This window comes from Chryseobacterium hilariae (assembly GCF_051400735.1).
GTDB lineage: Bacteria > Bacteroidota > Bacteroidia > Flavobacteriales > Weeksellaceae > Chryseobacterium.
The window spans coordinates 15,073-30,157 of sequence record NZ_JBLFFJ010000001.1; the positions used below are offsets into that span (position 1 = coordinate 15,073).

General features: G+C 38.4%; 18 protein-coding genes. All 18 read left to right on the forward strand.

What is annotated here, in order from left to right; all coding sequences use genetic code 11:
* Positions 1-4 precede the first annotated feature (4 nt).
* The 18 genes from eco to ACMGDK_RS00140 all read left to right on the forward strand — a co-directional run bounded on the left by eco (position 5) and on the right by ACMGDK_RS00140 (position 15,056).
* Positions 5-493 carry a serine protease inhibitor ecotin gene (gene eco, locus ACMGDK_RS00055; protein ID WP_436806032.1) on the forward strand — a complete coding sequence of 163 codons (489 nt, stop codon included), beginning with the start codon at positions 5-7 and terminating at the stop codon, positions 491-493.
* 419 nt (positions 494-912) lie between these two features.
* Positions 913-2,334: a TolC family protein gene (locus ACMGDK_RS00060; RefSeq protein WP_436806033.1), complete on the forward strand. Its 1,422-nt coding sequence runs from the start codon at positions 913-915 to the stop codon at positions 2,332-2,334.
* 4 nt (positions 2,335-2,338) lie between these two features.
* Positions 2,339-3,295 (forward strand): HlyD family secretion protein, encoded by a 957-nt coding sequence (locus ACMGDK_RS00065; RefSeq protein WP_436807237.1) that lies wholly within the window; start codon positions 2,339-2,341, stop codon positions 3,293-3,295.
* Positions 3,296-3,297: 2 nt separating this feature from the next.
* Positions 3,298-4,482 (forward strand): ABC transporter permease, encoded by a 1,185-nt coding sequence (locus tag ACMGDK_RS00070; protein WP_436806034.1) that lies wholly within the window; start codon positions 3,298-3,300, stop codon positions 4,480-4,482.
* 183 nt (positions 4,483-4,665) lie between these two features.
* Entirely contained in the window at positions 4,666-5,121 is a 456-nt protein-coding gene (locus ACMGDK_RS00075) for a DUF1569 domain-containing protein (protein ID WP_111954747.1), read from the forward strand.
* Positions 5,122-5,133: 12 nt separating this feature from the next.
* Positions 5,134-5,604 (forward strand): hypothetical protein, encoded by a 471-nt coding sequence (locus ACMGDK_RS00080; RefSeq protein WP_436806035.1) that lies wholly within the window; start codon positions 5,134-5,136, stop codon positions 5,602-5,604.
* Positions 5,605-5,606: 2 nt separating this feature from the next.
* A complete protein-coding gene (locus ACMGDK_RS00085; RefSeq protein ID WP_436806036.1) occupies positions 5,607-6,002 on the forward strand; it encodes a hypothetical protein in 396 nt (131 codons plus the stop codon).
* Positions 6,003-6,012: 10 nt separating this feature from the next.
* Positions 6,013-6,384: a VOC family protein gene (locus ACMGDK_RS00090; protein WP_436806037.1), complete on the forward strand. Its 372-nt coding sequence runs from the start codon at positions 6,013-6,015 to the stop codon at positions 6,382-6,384.
* Positions 6,385-6,393: 9 nt separating this feature from the next.
* Positions 6,394-6,936, forward strand: coding sequence for an SRPBCC family protein (locus tag ACMGDK_RS00095; RefSeq protein ID WP_436806038.1), 543 nt, complete (start codon positions 6,394-6,396; stop codon positions 6,934-6,936).
* 44 nt (positions 6,937-6,980) lie between these two features.
* Positions 6,981-7,430, forward strand: coding sequence for a VOC family protein (locus ACMGDK_RS00100; RefSeq protein ID WP_436806039.1), 450 nt, complete (start codon positions 6,981-6,983; stop codon positions 7,428-7,430).
* A gap of 155 nt (positions 7,431-7,585) precedes the next feature.
* Entirely contained in the window at positions 7,586-7,981 is a 396-nt protein-coding gene (locus tag ACMGDK_RS00105) for a DUF1398 domain-containing protein (protein WP_436806040.1), read from the forward strand.
* 131 nt (positions 7,982-8,112) lie between these two features.
* Complete coding sequence (locus tag ACMGDK_RS00110; RefSeq protein ID WP_436806041.1) at positions 8,113-8,790, forward strand: DUF2490 domain-containing protein; 678 nt, start codon at positions 8,113-8,115, stop codon at positions 8,788-8,790.
* Between the two features lie 90 nt (positions 8,791-8,880).
* On the forward strand, positions 8,881-9,885 hold the full coding sequence (locus tag ACMGDK_RS00115) for a bestrophin family protein (protein WP_436806042.1): 1,005 nt from the start codon (positions 8,881-8,883) through the stop codon (positions 9,883-9,885).
* Positions 9,886-10,129: 244 nt separating this feature from the next.
* Entirely contained in the window at positions 10,130-11,743 is a 1,614-nt protein-coding gene (locus ACMGDK_RS00120; RefSeq protein WP_436806043.1) for a Na+/H+ antiporter, read from the forward strand.
* Between the two features lie 18 nt (positions 11,744-11,761).
* Positions 11,762-12,187 carry an SRPBCC family protein gene (locus tag ACMGDK_RS00125; protein WP_436806044.1) on the forward strand — a complete coding sequence of 142 codons (426 nt, stop codon included), beginning with the start codon at positions 11,762-11,764 and terminating at the stop codon, positions 12,185-12,187.
* Between the two features lie 6 nt (positions 12,188-12,193).
* Entirely contained in the window at positions 12,194-12,703 is a 510-nt protein-coding gene (locus ACMGDK_RS00130; protein ID WP_436806045.1) for a GNAT family N-acetyltransferase, read from the forward strand.
* A 196-nt stretch (positions 12,704-12,899) separates the two neighbouring features.
* Positions 12,900-13,922 (forward strand): glutaminyl-peptide cyclotransferase, encoded by a 1,023-nt coding sequence (locus ACMGDK_RS00135; protein WP_436806046.1) that lies wholly within the window; start codon positions 12,900-12,902, stop codon positions 13,920-13,922.
* A gap of 174 nt (positions 13,923-14,096) precedes the next feature.
* Positions 14,097-15,056, forward strand: coding sequence for a hypothetical protein (locus tag ACMGDK_RS00140; RefSeq protein ID WP_436806047.1), 960 nt, complete (start codon positions 14,097-14,099; stop codon positions 15,054-15,056).
* Positions 15,057-15,085: the final 29 nt, after the last annotated feature.

Here is a 15,085-nt window from a genome sequence, read left to right on the forward strand (position 1 = left end):
TAAGATGAGATTTTCAAAAACTTTAATGACGGGACTGATTATGTTTGCAGGTGTAAATGCTTTCGCACAAAAGAAAGCAGAAAAGTTTGAAAAGCTGGAGATTGAGATGTTCCCAAAAGCTAAAGACGGATTCAAGCAGGTATATATTCAGCTGCCAGTCGCAAAAAATGAAAACGATTTAAAAATAGAATTTTTTGTAGGCGCTGAAAAGATGCTGGACTGTAATAAATATTTCCTGATGGGAGAGGTGAAAACCCAGGATCTTCAGGGTTGGGGCTACAATTATTATGAAGTAGAGTCGAATGGTGAAGCTGGAGGCACATTAATGGCGTGTCCGGATCAAAAGAAGACCAAGAAATTTGTAACGCTTAAACCTGAGATTGTAAGATATAACAGCAAGTTACCTTTGGTATTCTACGTACCGAAAGACCTTGAAGTTCGTTACAGGATTTTACGTCCCGATGCTAAAATGAAGTCAGCGGTTCAGAGATAATCTGAATGACTTTTAAAATAATAACTCCTCACATTTCGTGGGGAGTTTTTGTTTAAAATAAACGTACTGCTTTAATTTACAATATAAAGACTGGAATGTTGGCAAAGTAAATCACAAAATCTTTGCATTGTCTTACTTTAATAAGTGAAACGCCTTTGTTTCTCTTAAGCTAAGATCATTTAAAATCACTTTGTCTATCCTTGCGATAAAACTCGTTAAATAAAAAAAACTTCATAAAAAAATCAATTTTTCCCAATTAAAACATTCCTTAAATTAAACTTAAACGGATCCTCTATCTTGATCACAAATAGATGATTAAAACTAAACATTTTTTAAACTTATTTTAAATTTACCATATTGAAGAATTATCATCAGTGATTTAACATTTTTTTGCATTATATTTGTTATAAACATAAACCATGAAAAACAATTTATTGATTTTTACGTTTAGTTTCTTGGCTTTCCCTGCTTTTGGCTGGGCACAGTCTGCGCCGGACTTTAAAGAACTTTTAGACAGTGCAATGGTCCGGGATTCCGACCTTAAAATGCAGATTACCCAAAACAGACTTACAGATCTTGACGGGCATAAACTGAAAGACATTTTTCTTCCCACTCTGGAAGTAAGCGGACAGGTAGGATATATGAACGCGACCGCAAGATTAACATCACCCGAAATTAATCTCGCACCTTTTATCAATATTCCCGAAGGAAGTTTTAATAATAACCTCAATGTTTCCGGTTTTTCAGGAATTGCAAAAGCAGATGCCAAAATGCTCCTCTATTCAGGTGGAAAAGTAAAATACCTGAAAAAAGCCAATGAAGAAAAGAAAATTTCCGAAGATATTCTCCTTGAAAAAACCAGAGATGATGTTGTGGCCAATATTTCCAAGGCATATGATCAGCTGGCATTGATCCACCAGTCTAAAAAAGTTCTGGATGAAAGTAAAAAGAGGCTGGATATCAATCGGAAAACAGCAGATAAAGCTCTCGGTTATGGCCTGATCACTCCATATGATCATAAAAAAATAGAACTGGCACAGGCCACTTTGGATGCTAAAATGGTAGAATATGAAGGCAAAAAAGAGCTTCTTCTTACCCAGCTGTATATCCTTACGGGAATTAATAAAGAACGTCTCAGAATGATTGATCCGGTACTTTCTCCCGTAGAACTTTTACCTTCAGAAAAAACAATAGAAGAAAGAGCTGAGGTCCGTGCACTGGAACATGGAATAACAGCAGCAGATTACAAAATAAAAGCCGAAAGAACGTGGATGATCCCCAAAGTACAGCTGATGGCATCAGCATACTATATCGGGCTGTACGGAAGCCGTATCAAAACTTCGGAAAATGTAATTCCGGCGGTTCCGGCTTTGGGCTATGAAGGAGCAAAACTGGACTGGAGGCCTACCAATATAAATATACTTCCATTATTGACGGCTGGTGTCGGTTTTAAGTGGGAGATCTTTGACGGAAAAGAGGGAAAACACGCAGAAGAAACCGCGAAAGTGGGAAAAGAAGTCCTTCAGAACAAAAAAGAAGACGCCTTAAAAAAATTAACCCTGAACCTGGCCAATAATCAAACCAATTACGACATAGCAACCGCTCAGATCACTTTAAAAGCTAAAGAAAAAGAACTGGCCAAAAATGCACTGGTTCAGGCCGAAAAAGAATTCAGGTATGGCATGAGCAAATCATCACAGCTCATCGATGCTGAAAATGATCTTGAAGTGGTAGAGCTTGAATACCAAAATGCCCTTTTTAACCAGAGAAGAGCCGGAATAGAACTGATGAGATCGACTCAGGAGCTTGATATTACCAAACTTTATAATTCTTACCATTAAAATGATGCATAAAAATATATTCATACTCTTTGCTGTTCTTTTTCTAGTAGGGAGCTGCAGCGAAAAAAAAGAAAGCCTGAACGATTCCGAAGGAAAAACCAAAAAGGATGTGATTTCTTTTGCGCCTAAAGTGACCGGAAGAATCCTCAAAATATATGTAACGGAAGGACAGACTGTGAAAAAAGGCGATACCCTGGCATTGCTTGATGTGCCGGAGGTTTCTGCAAAAATTGCACAGGCCCAGGGTGCGGTAAGTGCTGCCACGGCTCAGGAGCAGATGGCGAAAAACGGAGCTACGGCAGATCAGCTGAGACAGCTTCAGGCTAAATATAAAGGCTTGAAGGAGCAGTATGAATTTGCCCAGAAATCATTTAAAAGAGCCAATAATATGTACCGGGACAGCCTCATGTCTCCTCAGGCATACGATGAGGTTTATGCAAAACTTCAGGGCGCAAAAGCCCAATATGATGCGGTAATAGCTGAACTAGATGATGTAAAAAGAGGAACCCGTTTTGAAAAAGTGGAAATGGCGGCAGGACAGGCTTCACAGGCCAAAGGTGCGCTTCAGGAAGCGAATGTAGCTTATTCCGAAAGATACATCATCGCCACCAATGATATGGAAATCGAAACGATTAGCTTGAATACCGGCGAGCTGGCTACGGCAGGTTTTGCTTTATTCAACGGATATATTCCCGAAAGCACCTATTTCAGGTTTACAGTTCCCGAAAGTGCTATTGCAAGATACAAAAAAGGGCAGAAGGTGAATATGCAGGTCGTTTATAATAAAGAAACCCTCACCGGAACAGTTGTATACATCAAACAGCTCACAAGATATGCAGATATTACAACCGCTTACCCTGATTACCAGCTGCAGGACGCTGTTTATGAAATCAAAGTAAAGCCTGCTGACATGAATAAAGCCAAAAGTATATTGGTGAATGCTAACGTTATCCTGAAATAATCATGAAAGAATTTTTTCGGCTTTTAAAACGGGAATTCAAGCTTTTTATCGGCAATTCTACCCTGAGGACCGTATTTTTTCTGGCTCCGGTATTCTATGCCACATTGCTGGGTTTCGTCTATAAAAGCGGAAAAGTGGAAAATACTCCGGTTCTTGTTATCGACCGGGACAATACACCATTGTCAAGCCAGTTGACCGATATGCTGGATGATAATAAAAGCATCAGCATCATTAAATATGCGCAAGAACCTCTGAGTATAAAAGATGAAGTGATCAGACATGAAGCAGCTGCTGTTGTGATTATTCCGTCAAGGTTTGAAGCTGATATGCTCCAGAAAAAATACCCCGAGCTGAACGTATACATCAATACCGGAAACGTTCTTACCGCCAATTTTGCATCCAAAGCACTTCAGCTTACCATAGGAACTTTTTCAGCAGGAGCATCAATCAAAGCTTTGCAGAAAGCAGGAATGCCTGCTACAAAAGCTGCTACACAATATGAGCCGTTTAAAGCCAACTATATCACACTTTTCAACACCACAGGAAATTATCTGATCTTTATGTGGCCGGCGATGCTGGCTGTAGTTCTTCAACAGGTTATTCTTTTGGCAATGGCGGTAAGTTTTGCTGCTGAGTTTGAAAGAGGTTCTTTTGCAAAAGAATACATTAAAATGAAAAAATGGGCTTTCCCGACCATGCTGATTAAAGTCATCCCGATTTGGGTTTTCTCCATTCTTATCGTTGGGGTCTATTACTTTATGCATATGATTTTCCGGGTTCCGATGCCCGAAGGAATACTCAATTTTATTCTTCTGACAGCGGTATTTGTTGGTTCTGCTTCGTTCTTAGGTGTATTAATTAGTATTCTTATCCCGGATGCATTGAAGGCAACCCAAATCCTGATGGTTATTGCTTCACCGGCATTTATTATCAGCGGATTCACATGGCCGTTAAGCGCGATGCCTGCCTTCGTTCAGTTCATTGCCAACATCATTCCTTTGACTCCTTTCCTGCAGGCTTTTAAAATTTTATTGATTCAGAAGGGCTCCGTAGAACTTACATTTCCTTATCTAAAGCATTTAAGCATCTTACTTTTGGTTTATGCTGTTCTTGGCTGGATTGCCTTAAAGATTAAGCTTTGGTTTATTTTTAAAAATGCTGCCCCGAAGGAAACGGAGAATATTTAAAAGTGTAAGAGTTGGAGTAAGCTTTATTTTGTATTAGCTATTCACCTCACACTTTGTATTCATAAATCTACATTCCAAACCCTTAAAACCTGTTCCCAGAAAACACGTCATCGTTTTTTTTATCACCCTGTAAAAATCAAAAGAAAAAACTGATATATTTGCTTTCAGATAATTAGACATATTATGGAAAATGTATTTGATGCAAAAGATGCTCAGAACTATATTGACAGGATAAATAAGCTGGTAGAGGACACCCACGGTTTATGGGGGAAAATGACGGTTGATCAGATGCTTGCCCACTGCAGCGTATCCTATGAAATGGTGTACGAACCTGAAAAGCATAAAAAACCAGGCTCTATTGCGAAATTTATTCTAAAAACTTTTGTAAAGCCTAAAGTGGTTGGAGAAAAAGCCTATCCAAGAGATTCCCCTACAGCTCCCCAGTTCTTAATTACCGGAAGGAAAAATTTTGACGAAGAGAAGAAAAGACTGATCGGTTTTATCCAAAAAACACAGCAGTTGGGTGCAGAAGCCTTCGATGGAAAAGAATCATTTTCTTTTGGTAAATTAACTTCGCAGCAGTGGAATAATATGTTTGCCAAGCATCTGAACCATCACCTTTCCCAATTTGGCGTTTAAACATTACACATTATGAAAAAATTTTTATGGATCCTCATTCTTGCCTGCAATTTTGCATGGGGGCAGATGCCGGATATTTCAACGGTCTGGCTGAACAACAGCAAACCTTATATCGGAACAATAGGAGATCGCGGACAGCAACTGAAGCTCAAGGTTAATATTTCCGAACAGAATAAAAAAAATGACCAGGAATATTTTATTTCCGGCTATTCTCTCGTGGATGAAAACTATGCGAAGTATGAAGGTAAAGTAACGATTACAAAGTATAAAGATGCTAAAAGAAAGGGAGTAGTATTTGGAGACTATGAGCTGGCAGAGGAGCCCAAAGGAAAACACTCCGGTATTTTTAAAGGTAAATTTATTTATACCTTCAAATGGAATAAAAAAACTGAAAAAGTAGAAGGTCAGTATATAGAATTTATTGGTGATTGGAAAAGTTATGATGGAAAACTGGACTTCAAAACCCGTTTAAAAAATCAATAACCATGTTAAGAAGAATACTGGCCGTTCCGGCCGGGCTCATTGCAGGGATTATCTGCATTACCATCATTGAAAAAATAGGCCATCAGCTGTATCCGCCTCCTGCCGGAGCTGCAAGCGGTGATATGGTAGCCATGAAAGAATATGTAGCCCATGCACCTTTTATGGCGCTGTTCTTTGTGATCATTGGATATGCACTGGCAGCCTTCGTTTCGGGATTTACAGCTTCAAAAGTTGCTAACAATGGAAAACACACCTCTGCAGTCATTTGCGGAGTTATTTTCCTGTTCATAACTCTATATATGATGTTCTCTCTGCCTACTCCGGTTTGGTTTTGGGTCTTAGGAATTCTTGTGTGGGGATTAGTGTTTACAGGAAGTAAATTGGCTTTAAAAAAATAAAATTACACCTATGAAATTAGGAGCATTCTCAATCAGCTTAAGCGTGAAAGACCTTCAGAAGTCTAAGGATTTTTACGAAAAACTAGGTTTTACTGCTATGGGCGGAAGTATGGAACAGAATTACCTGATCATGAAAAACGGAAGCACTTTGGTTGGTCTGTTTCAGGCAATGTTTGACGGAAATATGCTTACCTTCAATCCGGGTTGGGATGAAAATGCCCAAAATTTGGAGTCTTTTGATGACGTACGTGACATTCAGAAACATTTAAAAGAAAACGGGGTAGAGCTTGAAAAAGCAGCAGATGAAACCACTTCAGGACCGGAACATATTTTCCTGAAAGATCCTGACGGAAACATGATATTAATTGATCAACACCGATAAACCCAAATTATGAAAATATTAAAAAGAATTATCCTTGTCCTGGCTTCTATCCTCATCTTATGGATGGTTGTGGCTGCTTTTATCTCAGGAGACTGTGTCTATGAAAAATCAATAACGATCAATGCACCCGTTGAAAAAGTATGGCAGCAGACCAATACCTTAAGAGCTATGGACCAGTGGAGCCCCTGGAATGACCTGGATCCGGCCATGAAAAAAGACTGGACCGGAACTACCGGCCAGCCCGGTGAAAAAGTATGCTGGGACAGTGAAAAAGATGCTGCCGGAAAAGGATGCCAGGAAGTAAAGAAAGTGGATACAGCAGGCAAAAGAATAGATACGGAGATCAAATTTTTAACACCGTATGAAAGTGAAGCCAATGCCTACGTGAAAATTGTTCCGGAAGGTAATGGAAGTAAGGCCACCTGGGGATTCACCTCAAAAATACCTTATCCTTTCACAGTGATGAAATTGTTTATGAATATGGAAGATGCTATAGGAAAAGATTACCAGAAAGGACTTTCCAGGTTAAAAGAATTATCTGAGAGACCTTAAAACAGAAGCTCATTAAAACTTAACTAATATTAAAAAAACAATCAATGGCATCAGTAAACGTTTATTTAACATTTAATGGAAACTGCAGAGAAGCATTCGACTTCTATAAATCAGTTTTCGGAGGAGAATATCCTTACATCGGAACTTTCGGGGAAATGCCTCCAATGGAAGGCAAAGAAACTCCTGAAGAAGATAAAAACAAAATCATGCATGTATCTCTTCCAATATCTAAAGAAACTATTTTAATGGGAAGTGATACAGGAGGTGAGTGGTCTTCCGGCTTCAAAGCAGGAAATAATTTCTCTATTTCAATCAATGCAGAATCTACAGAAGAAGCAGATAAATTATTCAATGGGCTTTCTGCCGGAGGACAGGTAACAATGCCTATGGCAGATACTTTTTGGGGTGCTTATTTCGGAATGTTTACCGATAAATTCGGGATCAACTGGATGGTAAACTATGATGATCCTGCAAAAATGCAACAGCATCCTTAAGATTTATATTTTGTATACGAAATATAGTTAAACTAACCGGCTGAGATATCTGCCGGTTTTATTTTATAATATAATTACATTTTGAAAAAGCATACTTTTGATAAAGTGCAGGAAGCTGAAATATGAACCATTAAAAACACATAAAAATAACACAAATGAAATTTACAATTGAGCAGATCAAAGCAGAACATCAGAAAGTAAAAAGCGGCGCGGATTTCCCCAAATATATCAAGGCTATAAAAAACCTTGGTGTTTCAAAGTACACTGTTGACGTTACTGATGGGAATACCCAGTATTATGATACAGATAACGAGACAGCACAAACCGGAAAGAAGTATGACGACCTTACTGTTTCAGAACATCTGGGTCTTGAACGCTTTCAAACAAGATTAAAGCTTCATCAGCAAGGAGGAACAGATTATCCCACATTCTGCATCGACTGTGCAGAGAACGGAATAAAAGGCTGGAAAATGGATCTTAATGCCATGACCTGTACTTATTTTGATACAGAAGGCAATGAGATTCTGATAGAGCAGATTCCGGCTAATTAAGAACTATACTCATTAATTTGAAATATTTTTAATTGAAAATAATCAGTTAAATTCCCACTCAATATTGTTTGTTATTATTGATTTAAATTATTAATTTTGTTGTGTACGATAGATAATAGTAATTAGATAACATGAAAAAGATCTTTACGAAGCTGATATTTACAGTATTAAGTCTGGGGTCAATAACGGCAGTTGCACAGAAAAATGATTTGGGAGCATGGTACATGTATTTTGGAAATAATAAGATCAGCAAGAAACTGAACTGGCACAACGAAGTCCAGTACCGGAATTTTGATGCGGTAGGAGATCTTGAACAGCTGTTGATCCGTACGGGAATTGGATATGATCTTACAGAAAATAACAACAATATTTTACTGGGGTACGGCTTTATTCTAAGTCAGCCTTATGTGAATGGAGAGAAAAAAGAGAATATTGAACACAGGATTTTCCAGCAGTTCATTACAAAACAGAAGTTCGGACGCTTTAATCTGCAGCACAGATACCGGTTGGAAGAGCGTTTTCTGCAGGATGATTTTAGAATGAGATTTCGTTATATGATTGGACTGAATATACCAATTACCCAAAAAGAAATGCTTCCGAAATCCCTGTATGCGTCAGTATATAATGAGATCTTTCTGCATTTTGACAGTCCGGTTTTCGACAGAAACAGAGTATATGGAGCTTTAGGATATGTTATCAATAAAAACATGCGGATAGAAGCCGGTTATATGAACCAGATCCAGGAAAACAGAAACCGCGGACAAATCCAAATCGGTTTTTATAATAATATTCCTTTTAATAAAAATTAATACTGACAGTCCGTGCCGGATGCCTTGATGAAGAAAAAAAACTGTTAGTTTAGAAAAATAGAATCAACAGATCAAAACAAATAAACACATATGCATTCAGGGAAAAGATTTGGGGCGCTTGAGTTCGCTACCTGGACAAGACGAAGTATCTATGTTCTAACGATATTGTCGGCAATACCTACGGTATTATACTTTTTAGGCTGGAAATTCGTTTCCGTTCCCTGGCAGCCAATCGCTATTTTGGGTACGGCAGTAGCTTTTATTGTGGGTTTTAAAAATAATGCCAGCTATAGCAGACTTTGGGAAGCCAGACAGATTTACGGTGCTATCATTAATGACAGCCGTAGTTTTGGTTATATTTTGAGAGATTCCCTTTCTGCAAGAGATCCTAAAAAAGTAAAAGAAATGTTTCACCGTCATTATGCATGGCTTACAGCACTTCGTTTTCAGTTAAGGGAACCCAGAGCCTGGGAAAATATGGGAACAGCACAGTATGATGAATATGCTGAAAAATATGATATTCCGGAAAGGCTCAGTCAGTTGGACGATGAGCTGAAAAAATATCTTTCTGAAACTGAGCTTCAATACATTTTAAGCAAAAAAAACAGAGCAACACAGCTGATGGCCAGTCAAAGCAAAGAATTATCCGAAGCTTATACCAGAGGAGATATCAACGATTTTCAATGGACACAGATCAACCAGCAGCTGATAAAATTTACAGATGACCAGGGAAAAGCAGAAAGGATCAAGAATTTTCCTTATCCAAGAAACTTCTCATCCATTACAACATATCTTTTGCTTCTGTTCATTCTTTTTGTCCCATTTGGATTACTGAAAGAACTGGATAAACTAGGTGAAGGAACTGTTTTGGAAGGCTGGACGATATGGTTCAATATTCCGTTTTCACTGATGGTAACCTGGTGTTTCCATACATTGGACAGTGTAGGTGAAGCCTCCGTAAACCCTTTTGAAGGAAGCCCGAACGATGTGCCGATCACCCAGATCAGCCGTACTATAGAGATTGATATGAGAGATATGCTGGATGAATCTGATCTTCCGCCGGCTATTACTCCAAAAAACAATATTGTACTTTAAAACCAAAAGTTCGGTTCCAATTTAATAAAAATCCAACCTTATAGGTTTTAAAAAGACAAAAAAGCAAAGTATAAAAAAGTAAAAAGCATAGCTGAAAATCTTTAATTTTCTTGCCTTAAAAACAATTCAATATTTAAAAACCTTCGCGCCCTTGCGATAACCAACAAAAAAGGTTCAGTTTATCTGAAAGTTAGCGCCTTAAGCTTAACCAAACTCAAAAAACAACTTAAAAAAACTATTCAAAATGATTCACAATTATGTTATCATATCCATTGCAGTCCTCTTATCTGTAATGATATTGGTGATGATAGGGCAAAAGCTGAAAGTAGCTTATCCCATCTTCCTGGTTATTGCCGGTCTTCTGATCAGCCTGATCCCTGGGATGCCGCATATTGAAATAGAGCCGGATCTTGTATTCCTGATCTTCCTTCCCCCGATTCTTTTTGAAGCCGCCTGGTTTACTTCGTGGCAGGATTTTCACAAATGGCGGAAACAGATCTTTTCGATGGCTTTCGGGCTTGTATTTTTAACCTCAGTTGTAGTAGCTTATCTTTCATCTTCTATTATTCCGGGACTTACTGTTGCCATGGGTTTCCTGCTTGGAGGGGTGAATTCTCCGCCTGATGCAGTAGCAGCCACATCTGTACTGAAGCATATGAAGATCCCTAAAAAGATTACCAGTATTCTGGAAGGCGAAAGTCTTATCAATGATGCCTCCAGTTTAATTGTATTTAAATTTGCCTTGGCAGCCGTGATTTCTGGTCAGTTTATATGGAGGGATGCTATTCAGGATTTCTTTCTGATGGCGGTAGGTGGAGTGGCCGTGGGAATAGCCACAGGGCTTCTGTTCGGAGCGTTATTAAGGATCATTCCTTCCAACTCCAATATTGATACAGTGATTACACTGATCGTTCCGTACATCATGTATGTAGGAGCAGAGCACTTCCATTTTTCAGGTGTATTGGCCGTCGTTGCCGGAGGTCTTTTGATGTCGTATAATTCACATTGCTATTTAAGCCATACCTCAAGAATACAGTCAGGAAATGTCTGGAGTGTACTCATATTTCTGATGAATACCATCATTTTTATCCTTATCGGCCTTGAGCTTCCGGTAGTTGTTGCCGCTATGAAAGATTACACAATTTCAGAGGGCATTTTCTACAGCGTTGTAATTGGTGGAGCTATCATTTTTACCAGAATATTGTATAGTTATGCTGTCATGTATTTCCCAAGGCTCTGTTCAAAAGAATTAAGGTTAAAAGTTCCCAAACCGGACTGGCGGGAACCTTTTATCATCAGTTTTGCTGCCATGAGAGGAGTGGTTTCTCTGGCTGCAGCGCTTTCAATTCCTGCTTTCTTACCAAACGGAGAAGCTTTTCCGCACCGTAATATTATTTTATTCGTAACTTTCGTTATTATATTGATCACATTGGTAGGGCAGGGACTTCTTTTGACCCCTATCTTAAAATGGTTAAAAATAGATGATGCGGGAAGTGAGCTCCCTGAAGAAAAGCAGGAAGTGATCCTTATGCGTAAACTTAAAGAAACTGCACTGCACAAAATGGAAAATGATTTTTCCGAGCTGGCAGAAAAAAACACGTTGGTACGTCACCAGAAACATAAGCTGGAAACCGAAATGATGCTAATGGCAGATAAAGCCCAATGTATGGCTTCTACAGGAGATTACGTCAATGCTATCAATGAAAATAAAGATGTGCTCCGCCAGATCATTCAGGCCCAGAGAAATGAGCTACACAGAATGAAAAAGGAGAAAATATTTGATGACCACGTCATGAGAACCATTGAAATGCAGCTTGATTTTGATGAAGCAAAGATTACCGGATTCTCCCACAGTTAAACAATTAAACCTGATGCGATGAATACACCAATCACTGTTCAGTACAAAATAAATGCTCCGGCAGAAAAAGTCTGGAAAGCATTGACTGATAAAAAAGAAATGAAATTCTGGTATTTTGATATCCAGGATTTTATCCTGGAAACAGGAAAAGAATTTAATTTCTATGAGCCCGGTGAAGCAAAAGAATATCATCACCAATGCCAGATTTTGGAAATAATTCCTGAAAAAAAATTAAAACATACGTGGTCATATCCTGAACTGTCAGATGCCGTAACTACTGTAACGTGGGACCTTCAGAAAGAAGACATTGGAACGTTGATAACATTGACTCATGATCATATTGAAGGTTTCAATGGTTTGGGTGAAAACTTTTCAAGGAAAAGTTTTACTGAAGGCTGGAACGGAATTATTGGAAAGAGTATGAAAGAATACCTGGAAAAATAAAAAGATATGGTCGAGCTGCAATTTTTTAAAACAGAAGATGCCCCTGAATTGATTTCTAAAATAAAAGATAAGAGAGCACTCCTCCAGTTTGCTGGTCCTGCCTATCATTTTCCCCTGACTGAAGAACAGCTGGAAAGTGATCTGGAAAACGAAAACCGATTCATGTTCAGGGTTTTTGACAAATCAGAACACAGTGTGATTGGCCATGCTCAAATCTTTTTGAAAGACCATACTTTCCTGCTTGGAAGAATACTGATATGGGATGAAAACAACCGGGGAAAAGGCTATGGAAAGAAAATTGTACAGGAACTGCTGAAATATGGCTTCAGCTACTTGAATAGAGAAAAAGCTGAACTGAACGTGTACGACTGGAATACCGGAGCCATTGAATGCTATAAGAAAGTAGGGTTTGAAATTGATCTGGATGTCATGAGCGAAGTCAGCATCGATAATGAGCTTTGGCTTTCCATTAATATGAAAATTAACAAAGGTACTTTTGAATCACTGAAACAATGACAACATTCACAACGCTATGCCCTGGAAGATATTAAAACAAAGTAAAACTTCTTTGATATCAGACTTTTAATTAGGATTGGAGGGAGTTGGCAGTGTATAGAAACAGCGGTTATATATTACAATTCGTTCAGTCTGCTGATAATATTGGCAATACGGAATAAAATTTGCTATTTTTGGGGAAATATTTAGAAATTCAATGAAAAAGAATATAATAGTAGGTTTGGCGGTGGTTTTGATGTTGGCGTCTTGTAATAAGGATGAAAAGATACTGAACACTCTGAATGAGTATAATAATTCAATGGTAGAAAAAGGATATCATTTCGGTGATAAACTTGAGCTTCCTAAAGAAGTGACGGAAAATGCAGAAAGTATCAGCATCAGCTTTGGTGACAAAGAAACTTCAAGCTTAACTGTTGATCCTAAATTCTTTACATTAGGTGATAATGCCGTTACTTTTAATATCAAAACAAAAGGTGGAAAAACCCTTAATCAGGATGCAACCATCAATGTATTTGCAAAAAATCCTGAAAAAAGTATCGCTTATCAGATCATAGCTGAATATCCACATGATCCAAAGAATTTTGTGCAGGGTTTCCAGATTGAAGGAAATACGATCTATGAAAGTGACGGGCAGAACGGTTCTTCACAAATCCTGAAATATACATTGGGAACTACAACTCCGCTGGCTTCTACAAAGCAGGCTCAGGAAGATTTCTCTGAAGGAAGCACGATCGTAGGCGATAAGGTATATCAGCTGACGTGGCAAAGCAAAAAAGGCTATATCTATGATAAAAGCTCTTTAAAGCTCCTTTCAGAATTTGCTTACCCGAATGTTTTGGGCGAAGGCTGGGGACTTACCTATGACGGAAAAAGCCTGATCGCATCAGACGGAAGCAAGCTTTTATACTTCCTTGACGTTAATGACCCTTCAAAATTAATCAAATATGTTGCGGTGGCAGGAAGCTCGCAAATCTATGATCAGCTGAACGAGCTGGAATACCATAACGGATTTATCTATGCTAATGTATGGCAGAAACCATTCGTATTAAAGATCAATCCTGCAACGGGAGAGGTAGTAGGTACATTTGACTTTACAGATATTGCCAAGCAGAATACCAAAGGAAGTGATGATGTTTTGAACGGTATTGCTTTCAAAGGGGATAATATGCTGGTAACAGGTAAAAACTGGCCGAAGATCTACGAAGTTCAGATTAAATAATCCGAATTAAGATTAATCTATAAAAAACAGCGTTCCTCAGGAGCGCTGTTTTTCACTAAAAGATAGGCTAAAAATGGATGGGTTACTATTCAATAATTCATTTTTTAAATTTAAATAAAAGTGTGTAAATTGCCGACGTTCCGCATAGGAAAGTTATCTTTACCAAAATAGATTTTGAGATTACTTTACATCATATTTATCTTGCTTTTCTGTACAGTACATGCACAGAAGTCCCTTCCTTTGGATACATTGAAACTGAAGGAGGCTAAAGACATGCTGGCGGACGATTACGGCAATCTCTATATCTATAAAAACAAAGATTTCAGTTTTACCAAATATGATTCTCTAGGAAAGCAGCTGGGAAAAATGATGCTGACGGTCCCGTATAAAGTACAGTCTGTGCAGAATCCGCTGAGCCTGGCATTATTTTCAGAAAATGCCCAGGAAATGAAATTTGTAGATCAGAATATGAATGAGATCCAGAAGATTGATTTCAGACAGAAATTCGGATTTATAAAAATGGCCTATGCAGAAGATCTCCAGCAGCTGTGGCTTCTGGATGACAGTACGAAACGACTGATCCAGTACAATTTCAGGAACGATACAACCATTAATTCTTATCCTTTTGATATCAGTTTTGATGATATGATGGATCTCCTTGTATTTGAAAACAAAGTCTATATTTTGACCAGAAAACATATCAGGATATATTCGCTGAAATTTGAAAAACTCTTTGAAGCTCCGCTTGAAAACGGGAAAAGATTCAGACGGGAGAACGATGTTATTTTAGTGGTCGCGGACAATTCGATTCTGAAGTATGACCCCGAAAAAGGAATGGTTAAAATTTTTGAAGATAAAGAGGCGCAAATTGTGGATAAAAACATCCTTTCTTATTTTGAAATCAAAGCGAACAAACTCTATCTTTACAACCTTGAAAAAATAAAAGAAACTAAACAGCAGACAGAGCCCGAAATTAAGCAGGAAACTGCACCGCCAGCCCCAGAGCCACCTGTGGGGGAAGACGTGAAGAAAGCTGACGGGGAGAAGAAGAAAGAATCTGAGGAAAAGGCTCCGGATAATACTCTACAGAAGCTGATGGAAGATGCTTTTGATGTTCAGGCTGCAGGTGTTTAGTCAGGATTAAATAAAAAATACTAAGGAGA

Excerpts from the sequence above, each read along its gene's own strand:
- ACMGDK_RS00100 (WP_436806039.1), top strand. The coding sequence starts at position 6,981 with ATGGCATCAGTAAACGTTTATTTAACATTTAATGGAAACTGCAGAGAA.
- ACMGDK_RS00085 (WP_436806036.1), top strand. The coding sequence starts at position 5,607 with ATGTTAAGAAGAATACTGGCCGTTCCGGCCGGGCTCATTGCAGGGATT.
- ACMGDK_RS00105 (WP_436806040.1), top strand. The coding sequence starts at position 7,586 with ATGAAATTTACAATTGAGCAGATCAAAGCAGAACATCAGAAAGTAAAA.
- ACMGDK_RS00135 (WP_436806046.1), top strand. The coding sequence starts at position 12,900 with ATGAAAAAGAATATAATAGTAGGTTTGGCGGTGGTTTTGATGTTGGCG.
- ACMGDK_RS00095 (WP_436806038.1), top strand. The coding sequence starts at position 6,394 with ATGAAAATATTAAAAAGAATTATCCTTGTCCTGGCTTCTATCCTCATC.
- ACMGDK_RS00125 (WP_436806044.1), top strand. The coding sequence starts at position 11,762 with ATGAATACACCAATCACTGTTCAGTACAAAATAAATGCTCCGGCAGAA.
- ACMGDK_RS00070 (WP_436806034.1), top strand. The coding sequence starts at position 3,298 with ATGAAAGAATTTTTTCGGCTTTTAAAACGGGAATTCAAGCTTTTTATC.
- eco (WP_436806032.1), top strand. The coding sequence starts at position 5 with ATGAGATTTTCAAAAACTTTAATGACGGGACTGATTATGTTTGCAGGT.
- ACMGDK_RS00090 (WP_436806037.1), top strand. The coding sequence starts at position 6,013 with ATGAAATTAGGAGCATTCTCAATCAGCTTAAGCGTGAAAGACCTTCAG.
- ACMGDK_RS00110 (WP_436806041.1), top strand. The coding sequence starts at position 8,113 with ATGAAAAAGATCTTTACGAAGCTGATATTTACAGTATTAAGTCTGGGG.
- ACMGDK_RS00120 (WP_436806043.1), top strand. The coding sequence starts at position 10,130 with ATGATTCACAATTATGTTATCATATCCATTGCAGTCCTCTTATCTGTA.
- ACMGDK_RS00075 (WP_111954747.1), top strand. The coding sequence starts at position 4,666 with ATGGAAAATGTATTTGATGCAAAAGATGCTCAGAACTATATTGACAGG.
- ACMGDK_RS00060 (WP_436806033.1), top strand. The coding sequence starts at position 913 with ATGAAAAACAATTTATTGATTTTTACGTTTAGTTTCTTGGCTTTCCCT.
- ACMGDK_RS00115 (WP_436806042.1), top strand. The coding sequence starts at position 8,881 with ATGCATTCAGGGAAAAGATTTGGGGCGCTTGAGTTCGCTACCTGGACA.
- ACMGDK_RS00080 (WP_436806035.1), top strand. The coding sequence starts at position 5,134 with ATGAAAAAATTTTTATGGATCCTCATTCTTGCCTGCAATTTTGCATGG.
- ACMGDK_RS00130 (WP_436806045.1), top strand. The coding sequence starts at position 12,194 with ATGGTCGAGCTGCAATTTTTTAAAACAGAAGATGCCCCTGAATTGATT.
- ACMGDK_RS00065 (WP_436807237.1), top strand. The coding sequence starts at position 2,339 with ATGCATAAAAATATATTCATACTCTTTGCTGTTCTTTTTCTAGTAGGG.